This window comes from Ruegeria sp. CF8, from assembly GCF_056537285.1.
In genome coordinates this window covers 23,814-32,509 of the sequence record NZ_JBQFRG010000004.1, presented here as the reverse complement: position 1 = coordinate 32,509, position 8,696 = coordinate 23,814, and the positions used below count along the sequence as shown (strand labels likewise).

The following is an 8,696-nucleotide window of genomic DNA, read 5'->3' as shown; positions in this document are numbered from 1 at the left end:
CAGAATGAAAACTTGGATATGTGGCTTGGGCGTCTCGATGGGGCTGGCGCTCCCGCTTGCCGCGCAGGAAACCGAGGCGCCGCTTTGGTCTGTTAATTGCAGCAATTTGGTCAGTGGAGGTGAGTTGGTTTGCGAGATGACACAAAACATTGTTCTGGCCGAAAACAATCAACGCCTGACCTCGATCGCTTTTGTGAAACCGGCTGGAAACGACGAAGTTGAGGCCGTTCTGACCCTGCCGTTTGGTCTGTTGTTTTCCGAAGGTTTGGTGGCAAGTGTTGACGGTACCGAAGTCGCGCAGCCAACGTTCCTGACCTGCGAGGCGCAGGGATGTTTTGCTCGCTCACCGGTTTCTTCGGACTGGATGTCGGCCATGCGCGCCGGGGACCAGTTGACAATTGCAGGGGTCAACCGGATCGGCGAACCGATTACCTTTACCTACGATCTGGCGGGTTTCAGTAAGGTCGCAGACCTGCTGCCGTAAGTTCCCGCTTGGGGATATATCTAAACTGCGCCTACACAAGCAGGGCGCAGTTCTTAGGCTTTAGAGATTCACTGGGAGCGGCTCTTAGGTCAGGATAATCAGTAATATTGCGGGGATGTTCGGGTACCTTTCCAGTTCTAAATGGAGCCAGTATCCCGCGCCATGCCGAAAAGACTGTGTGGTGTCTTCTACGGGGCTAAATTTTAGACAGATAAAAATAAATTTTGATCTTCGACAAATTATTCTATTGAATGGCTTGCACTTTCCGAAGCCCAGGAGATCGTGAATGCAAGCCCCGACTGAGCGCGCCAAGTCCAAACAGAAAGGTAAGCCAACCGAACTCGGGCAGGCCATTCGCAGACGGCGCAAGGCGATGGGAAAGACTTTGGATCAGGTTGCCAAATCCGCAGAGCTGACAACCGGATTTCTGTCGCAGGTGGAACGCGGGCTCAGTTCTCCGTCGTTGACATCCCTGATGTCGATTGCAGCGGCCTTGCAGACCAGTATCGAGCAATTGCTCAGTGTGCCCGAGGTGTATTCCCAGTATGTTGCGCGGGATAGTCGCCAGTCATATTCGCTTGGAACCCGCGGGCGTTACTATGAAAAACTGGGCCCTGGATTTGCTGGTGCGTTGTTCCATCCGCAGATCGTTCATCGCCCGGCAGGGCATGTTTCTGAACACATGTGCCATACTGGTGAAGCCTTCTGCTATCTATTGTCGGGGCAGCTGGAATATCATTTGGGTGATCAGGTTTTCACGTTGTCGCCGGGCGATGTGATTCATCACGATACGTCTACACTGCACTATTCAATCGTGCTGGGCGAGACCGAGGCGGTTGAGCTTTGGGTTACGACCTCGCCGATCAGCAATGCTTCAGAGCGAGACGCGGGCCCTTAAAAAAATTTACTGCAGAACTAAAAAAAACTTTAGTAAAATTAAAAAATGGTTATTCTGCCCTCGCATGAAGCAGATGCTGTTGCGGGAGGACAAGAGAATGCGTTTGAAATCGGTACTTGGACTGATTGTTGCCTCATCTTTGGCGGTGCCAGCCTTGGCACAGGAACGAGGCGGCACGCTGAATTTCGCCAGATATGACGGATCAAGACTGATTGACCCGATCTATGCGGATCGAAACCCTGATATTTGGATGGTCGGCAGTTTGTTCGATACGCTGCTGCGCGGCAGCGCCGATGGAAACTCTGTTGAACCTGGATTGGCTGAAACGTTTTCTGTCTCTGACGACGGTAAGACGGTTTCGTTGACCCTGCGAGAGGGCATTCTGTTTGCCGATGGATCACCCATGTCCGGGAGCGATGTCGTGTTCTCTCTGGACCGGGCGCGGAACCCGGACCTAAGCCCATGGGCGGGCCTATTGGGATCTATTGATAATGTGTCAGCCGATGGCAATGCGGTTACGATTTCTTTAAAGGACGCAGACCCAACAATTCTGTCTATGCTGGCAACGTTCAACACGGCGATTGTCTCCAAAGCGTCCTTTGACTCAGCGCCGGGTGATACGGATCAGGATAAATCTGCAGCGATCTTCGCCTCGACATCTGCTGGCGTCGGGTCCGGTCCGTTTTATCTGTGCGGTTTCGAACAAGGGGCCTCGATGGATTTCTGCGCCAACGAGAATTACTGGCGCATGGGGACGGACGGCAAACCGCTGCCTTATTTGGAAGGTGTACATTTCGAGATCATCCCGGATGACGCCACACGCATTCTGAGCCTGCAGGCCGGTGAAGTGGACGCAGCTGAGTTTATCCCGTTCAGCCGTGTGGCCGAGCTGGAGGCTGATCCGAATATCAGTATGCAGCTCTATCCATCGACACGGATAATCTATTCGCCGATCAACACGCGCGAAACGCGCGCGGACGGCTCGCCGAACCCGCTGGCGGATGCCCGCGTTCGGCAGGCGCTGAACTATGGCACCAACAAGGATGCCTTAATCGGTGTGGTTCTGCATGGCGCGGGTCAGCCGATGAGTTCGCCGTTGATGGCGAAGGCAACCCAGTACGCTTCTGACCTCAGCCCGCTTTATTCGTATGACATGGATAAGGCCAAGGCACTTGTTGCCGAAGCTGGTCTGGAACCGGGGACCGAAGTTACGCTGACAACACTGGCAGGCTCTGCGGATGACGCGACCATTTTTGCGGCCTTGCAACAGATGTGGGCGCCTTTGGGTATCGAATTGGTCGTAGAGCAGGTCGATGGCGCCACGCGTGGTGCAAAGAACCGCTCGGGTGAGTTCGACATTCACACCTACGGCTGGGTCAACGACGTAAACGACCCAAGCCAGGTTGTCGGCTGGCTAGGCTACACGCCGACCGCCAAAGCTGTTGGCACGGGTTGGGAGAACGCCGAGTTCAATACTCTGTTCGAAGAAGCCGCGAAAGAGATGGACCCCGAGGCTCGCAAAGCCAAATTCATCAAGATGCAGGAACTTTATGCCGAAGCCGCCCCGCTGCTTTTTATGTACGAGACCCCCTTTGCAGTGGCGCTGGGAACTGCGGTCGAGGGCTATGTTCAGACGCCCTTGGGTAATAACATCTTCGATGAAGCAACAGTCAGCCGGTAAGAGCTGCAGCCCTTGCCTCGCCGTACCCTGGCGGCGGGGCCTTTTGTCGGAGCGCGGATGTGTCCAGCCTCAACTATATCTTAAAGCGCCTGCTGATGATGGTGCCGACCTTCTTCCTGGTCATGGTCATAATCTTCATGCTGGTGCGTATGCTGCCGGGTGATCCGGCCATTGCGATGGCAGGTGACCGCGCCTCGGATGCCGATATTCAGGCGATCCGCGAACGGTTGGGTCTGACGGAGCCCATGCTGGTGCAGTTCTGGTTGTTTCTCAGCAATACAGTGCAGGGAGACCTTGGACGTTCGATCCTGATGCGGACGGATGTGATAGATGTAATCGCCGACCGTCTGCCGATTACAGTTTTTCTGACCGTTTATTCCGTCGTTCTGTCGCTGTTGATTGCAGGGCCGCTGGCCTTTGTCGCCGCGCTCAATCGTGGGCGCTGGCCGGATGCGGTGATCCGCACGGTGTTCCAGATCGGTCTTTCGATGCCCGTTTTCTATATCGGTCTGGTTCTGCTGACGTTCTTGGCGGCGCAACTGCGCCTGTTTCCCGTTGGTGGCTATGGGGATACGTTTGGAGAGAAGCTCTATCACCTGTTTTTGCCATCGGTCACGGTGGCGCTTTACACCTCGGCCATCATCATGCGGAACCTACGCAGCGCGATTATCGAGGTTCTTGACGCCGAGTATGTCCAGTTCGCCCGCGCAAAGGGCCTGCCGTCGCGCCTGATCCTTGGGCGGCATGTGTTGCGCAATGCGCTGATCTCAACCGTGACGCTTCTGGGTCTGTCGATCGGCAATCTGATGAGCGGAACGCTGGTCACCGAGACCGTGTTTGCCGTGCCGGGTATGGGGCGACTGATGCTCGAGGCGATCTTTGCCCGCGACTACCCGCTGATCCAGGGCCTGACCCTGACTTTTGCGGTTTTGGTCTCGCTGGTGTTTCTGATGACGGACCTGTTCCAGAGCCGCCTTGATCCAAGGATGCGCCTGCAATGAGTGATGTGACCTTCACCGCTGATCGCCCTTCTTTCCTGCGTAGGGCCTTGCGAAAGCCGGGTTTTGTCGCCGGGATGCTGATCATCGGGTTTTCGATCCTGCTGGCGATATTTCCCGGGCTCTTCGCGCCATATGATCCAAATACGATTGATTACAACGCGATCCGTCAGCCCCCGTCGTGGGCGCACCCGTTTGGGACCGATCTTTTGGGCCGTGACAGCCTGTCCCGTGTGATCTGGGCCTATCAGGTCAATATGCAAATGGCTGTGTTCGGCACTGTGTTCGCGCTGGTAACAGGTGTGATCATCGGCGCATTGGTCGGCTATTACCGAGGCATCGCCGATATGATCTTTGGCCGGATTGTTGATGCCGTCATCACCTTCCCGTTTCTGGTCCTGGTGATCGCAGTGGTCGCTGTGCTCGGGCCGGGATTGGTCAATATGTATATCGCCATCTCGGTGGTCTATTGGGTGTATTACGCGCGTCTGATGCGAGCCGAAGTCATCGCTCAGATGGGCAATGACTATGCGGCCGCAGGGGTCGTCATGGGCTATTCCGACCGTCGCATCATCTTCCGCCACTTGCTGCCCAACGCGATCACGCCTGTGATCGTTTATTGGATGACCGACATGGCACTGGTGATCCTTCTGGGGTCTTCGCTGGGCTATCTGGGGTTGGGTGCACAACCGCCGCAGGCCGAATGGGGCGTTCTGATTGCGGAAGGGCGCAATTTTATCTCAACCGCGTGGTGGTTGAGCCTGATGCCGGGGCTCGCAATTGTTCTGACCGGTCTTGGTTTTTCCTTGTTAGGCGACGGGTTGGCCGATCTGCTGAGGCCGAGGGGGTAAGGGATGGCAGACAATACACCGATCCTGCAGGTCGAGGACCTGAACACCACCTTCCACCGCAACGGCAGCGCCTTGCCTGCCTTGCGTAACATCAGCTTTTCTGTCGCAGGGGGTGAGGTCCTAGGGCTGGTCGGAGAAAGCGGATCAGGGAAAAGCGTCACGTTGCGGTCGATCATCGGACTGGCGCGCCGTTACGGGGATGTGACCGGAACAGTGCGATGGCAAGGGCGCGATCTGGTCGGGATGGCAGATCGCGTCCTGCGTCAAATTCAGGGCCGTGAGATCGCGATGATCTTTCAAGAGCCGATGACCTCTCTCAACCCGCTGCTGACGGTTGGGCTGCAACTTGAAGAGACGCTGCGCGCCCATACAGACCTGCCGCGGGCAGCGCGCCGGGATCGTGCGATAGAGATGCTGGATCTGGTCGGCATCCCGTCGGCTTCACAAAGGTTGAAGGATTATCCGCACCAGTTTTCCGGCGGCATGCGGCAACGGGTGATGATCGCCATTGCACTGGCCGCGAACCCCAAAGTGTTGCTGGCGGATGAGCCAACCACGGCGCTGGACGTCACCATTCAGGCCCAGATCCTCGATCTGATTCTTCAGTTGGCGCAGGATTTGGATATGGGGGTGGTGATGGTCACGCATGATCTGGGCGTCGTGGCGCAGACTTGCGACACTGTTGCGGTGATGTATGCGGGCCGGATCGTCGAGCAAGGGCCGGTCAGGGATGTTCTGCGCGAACCGCGTCATCCCTATACCGTTGGTTTGATGCGTTCGGTGCCCGAAAATTTGCCGCCACGTACACCTCTGTACTCCATACCTGGCGTGCCACCGGGATTGGACGCTTTGCCTTCGGGATGTGCTTTTGCACCGCGCTGCGCGTCATGTATTTCACCATGCAGTCAGGATCGCCCGGCCTTGTCTTTGATCACCGAAGGGCGGCAGGTGGCCTGTTTCAACCCGATTACCACGTCTCAGGGGAATGCCGCATGAGCGCCACGGTGATGGAAATCCGCGACCTGCATCTGCGCTTTCCTTTAGGGCGCAGCCCAGGCGATTTTCTGACCGGTCGCCCCGGTCGTGTCGTGAACGCACTGAACGGTGTCAGCCTGGATCTGATCCGGGGCGAAACACTGGGTGTCGTAGGAGAGTCCGGTTGCGGCAAGTCTACACTCGCCCGCTGTATCGTGAGGCTTTACAAACCCAGCGATGGTGAAATTCGGTTTGATGGTCATGACATTTTTGCGGCCGATCAGCGTACGGACAGGGTGTACAATCGCCGCGTTCAGATGATGTTTCAGGATCCGTACTCGTCTCTGAATCCGAGGATGACAACGGGGCAAATCCTGACCGAAGCGCTGCGCGTGCATGAGATGCGCCCAGAAGCGGACATCCCTGCGCGCGTTGCCGAGTTGCTGGAGCTGGTGCGATTGCCGCAAGATGCACAGCACAAGCTGCCGCATGAGTTTTCGGGCGGACAGCGCCAGCGTATTGCCATAGCCCGCGCTTTGGCGGTCGAGCCTGAGGTTCTGATCGCGGATGAACTGGTCTCGGCACTGGATGTTTCGGTGCAAGCACAGGTGGTCAATCTGTTGCTTGAATTGCAGGAGACCTTGGGGCTGACGATCCTGTTCGTCGCTCATGACCTGCGCCTGGTTCGTCACGTTTCAAACCGGGTTGCGGTGATTTATCTGGGCCGGATTGTCGAGATCGGAGACAGCGAGACGCTGTTTTCCGCCCCGTCGCACCCTTACAGTCAGGCGTTACTGCAAGCGGCCCCATCGCTGAACCCCGATGATCGGGGCAGGGCGGTCAAGCTGGAAGGTGAACTGCCGTCGCCCCTGAATATGCCGTCCGGTTGCCCGTTCCATGTGCGCTGCCGTCACGCCACCGAAATCTGCAAGACAACTCGGCCCACCCTGCAACCATTCAGGGAGCAGGGCGAAGTTGCGTGCCATCATGTTAAAGAGATCAATACCCATGCTTGATACCCCTGACGCGAACAAGGCCCCCGTTGTCGCTGCTTTGCGCGCAGAAATAAAAGCCAGACAATTGGATGCATTTATTCTGCCGCGATATGATGCGCATCAGGCGGAATATGTTGCGCCGCATGATGAAAGGCTTGCATACGTGACCGGGTTTACCGGATCGGCAGGTCTTGCAATCGTCACCATGGATACGGTCGCGCTGTTTGTGGATGGGCGTTATGTGGTTCAGGCGGCGAACCAATGCCCCAAGCCGTTGTTCTCGCACCACCATTTGTTCGATGAGCCACCCGAACATTGGCTAGCGGGTGTGGCGCAGCCCGGCTGGCAGGTTGGATTTGACCCGATGCATATTCCTCCAACCTTATTCGATCGGTTTGCCAAGGCGGTCCAGCAAGGCAAGCTGGTCGCTGCCGAAGATAACCCGGTTGACCGAATCTGGGTGAACCAACCGTTGCCTCCGGTTGGAGAAATAGAACCCTTTCCGGTTCAGATTTCAGGCCAGTCGACACGCGAGAAAATCGATGAACTGGTAAGCTGGATGCGGGCCAGCGGTGCGGAACTGTTGGTTGAGACGCAGCCCGACAATATCGCTTGGTTGCTGAATGTTCGAGGGGCGGATGTTGCCTTTAACCCAATCCCGCAGTCGTTTGTTTTGGTGAACGCAAACGGCAGTTTGCTTTGGTTTGTTGCGGCGTCGAAGCTACACCCGGATTCCGTCCAGTTTTTGCCCGAGACGGTTCAAGTCCACGCTCCTGAAGAGTTTCTGCCTGCTGTAAAAAAGCAAGTCGAACCCGGGCAGAGCGTCTTGCTCGACCCTGAGTTTTCGCCGGTTGCCGTACGCACGGCCATAGAACAAGCTGGTGGTATTACTCAGCCTCGTTCCAGTTTCCTGACTGCTCGCAAGGCCGTAAAAAACCCTGTAGAGCTGCAAGGGATGCGGTCATGTCATATCGAAGATGGCATAGCATGGGTTGAGTTCTGCGCATGGCTTGCTGCCGAAGTCCCGCACCGCAGTGAAGAGGGCCAGCCTGTTACCGAGCGCGAAGCAGAAGAGGCGATCCTGCGCTTTCGCCAACGCCAACCCGGTTTTTTTGAACAAAGCTTCAATTCCATATCTGCCGCAGGCGGCAACGCTGCGATGTGCCACTACTCGACACGAGGGGACAATCAGGTGGCGATCCGTTCCGGCGATACATATCTGCTGGATTCCGGTGGTCAGTACGAGACTGGCACCACCGATGCCACCCGCAGCTTCGCTTTTGGACCCAACCGCCCAGAAGGATATGATCGGGCCTATACGGCTGTGTTCCAGGCGTTTCATGCGATAGCGACCCTGCGCTTCCCGCCCGGCACGCAAGGCCATCACATCGACGCAATCTGCCGTCGACCGCTATGGGACCTCGGGCTGGACTACGATCATGGGACAGGTCATGGAGTGGGCCACCGACTGTCCGTGCATGAACACCCTCAGCGAATTGGTAAGCCCTATAACCCGGTTGATCTGGCGCCGGGCATGATCCTCTCGTTGGAACCCGGCTATTATGAACAAGGCAGGTTCGGAATTCGGATCGAAAACCTGTTTGAAATTGTCGAAGACGAGGATGGTTTCCTGGCTTTCTCGAACCTGACATGGTGTCCTATTCAAACTGACATGTTGCTGGTCGAGATGCTGACCGATGCCGAGCGTGTATGGGTAAACGCTTATAACCGGCGCGTGGTCGAAACGCTGGGGTTCGGATTGTCACCTGAGGCGCTCGCATGGTCAATGACAGCGTGCGCGCCAATTTGACCAT

8 protein-coding genes are annotated in these 8,696 nt (G+C 56.6%); all 8 read left to right on the top strand.

Translation table 11 applies throughout. The features are described 5' to 3' along the window. Positions 1-4: 4 nt before the first annotated feature. The 8 genes from ACR0EV_RS10580 to ACR0EV_RS10545 all read left to right on the top strand — a co-directional run bounded on the left by ACR0EV_RS10580 (position 5) and on the right by ACR0EV_RS10545 (position 8,692). Positions 5-484, top strand: coding sequence for an invasion associated locus B family protein (locus ACR0EV_RS10580; protein WP_480800035.1), 480 nt, complete (start codon positions 5-7; stop codon positions 482-484). Positions 485-770: 286 nt separating this feature from the next. After that, entirely contained in the window at positions 771-1,382 is a 612-nt protein-coding gene (locus ACR0EV_RS10575; protein ID WP_480800034.1) for a helix-turn-helix domain-containing protein, read from the top strand. A 97-nt stretch (positions 1,383-1,479) separates the two neighbouring features. Further along, a complete protein-coding gene (locus ACR0EV_RS10570; protein WP_480800033.1) occupies positions 1,480-3,063 on the top strand; it encodes an ABC transporter substrate-binding protein in 1,584 nt (527 codons plus the stop codon). 59 nt (positions 3,064-3,122) lie between these two features. Next, on the top strand, positions 3,123-4,064 hold the full coding sequence (locus tag ACR0EV_RS10565) for an ABC transporter permease (protein WP_480800032.1): 942 nt from the start codon (positions 3,123-3,125) through the stop codon (positions 4,062-4,064). Beyond that, positions 4,061-4,912 carry an ABC transporter permease gene (locus ACR0EV_RS10560; RefSeq protein WP_480800031.1) on the top strand — a complete coding sequence of 284 codons (852 nt, stop codon included), beginning with the start codon at positions 4,061-4,063 and terminating at the stop codon, positions 4,910-4,912. The genes ACR0EV_RS10565 and ACR0EV_RS10560 overlap by 4 nt, the downstream gene beginning before the upstream one ends. Positions 4,913-4,915: 3 nt before the next feature. Continuing rightward, a complete protein-coding gene (locus tag ACR0EV_RS10555) occupies positions 4,916-5,908 on the top strand; it encodes an ABC transporter ATP-binding protein (protein WP_480800030.1) in 993 nt (330 codons plus the stop codon). Next, positions 5,905-6,903, top strand: coding sequence for an ABC transporter ATP-binding protein (locus tag ACR0EV_RS10550; RefSeq protein ID WP_480800029.1), 999 nt, complete (start codon positions 5,905-5,907; stop codon positions 6,901-6,903). Before ACR0EV_RS10555 ends, ACR0EV_RS10550 begins: the two co-directional genes overlap by 4 nt. Further along, on the top strand, positions 6,896-8,692 hold the full coding sequence (locus tag ACR0EV_RS10545) for an aminopeptidase P family protein (protein ID WP_480800028.1): 1,797 nt from the start codon (positions 6,896-6,898) through the stop codon (positions 8,690-8,692). The genes ACR0EV_RS10550 and ACR0EV_RS10545 overlap by 8 nt, the downstream gene beginning before the upstream one ends. Positions 8,693-8,696: the final 4 nt, after the last annotated feature.

Bases quoted from the DNA above. Each gene is read 5' to 3' on its own strand.
- ACR0EV_RS10570 (WP_480800033.1), top strand. From the start codon at position 1,480: ATGCGTTTGAAATCGGTACTTGGACTGATTGTTGCCTCATCTTTGGCG.
- ACR0EV_RS10555 (WP_480800030.1), top strand. From the start codon at position 4,916: ATGGCAGACAATACACCGATCCTGCAGGTCGAGGACCTGAACACCACC.
- ACR0EV_RS10575 (WP_480800034.1), top strand. From the start codon at position 771: ATGCAAGCCCCGACTGAGCGCGCCAAGTCCAAACAGAAAGGTAAGCCA.
- ACR0EV_RS10545 (WP_480800028.1), top strand. From the start codon at position 6,896: ATGCTTGATACCCCTGACGCGAACAAGGCCCCCGTTGTCGCTGCTTTG.
- ACR0EV_RS10560 (WP_480800031.1), top strand. From the start codon at position 4,061: ATGAGTGATGTGACCTTCACCGCTGATCGCCCTTCTTTCCTGCGTAGG.
- ACR0EV_RS10550 (WP_480800029.1), top strand. From the start codon at position 5,905: ATGAGCGCCACGGTGATGGAAATCCGCGACCTGCATCTGCGCTTTCCT.
- ACR0EV_RS10580 (WP_480800035.1), top strand. From the start codon at position 5: ATGAAAACTTGGATATGTGGCTTGGGCGTCTCGATGGGGCTGGCGCTC.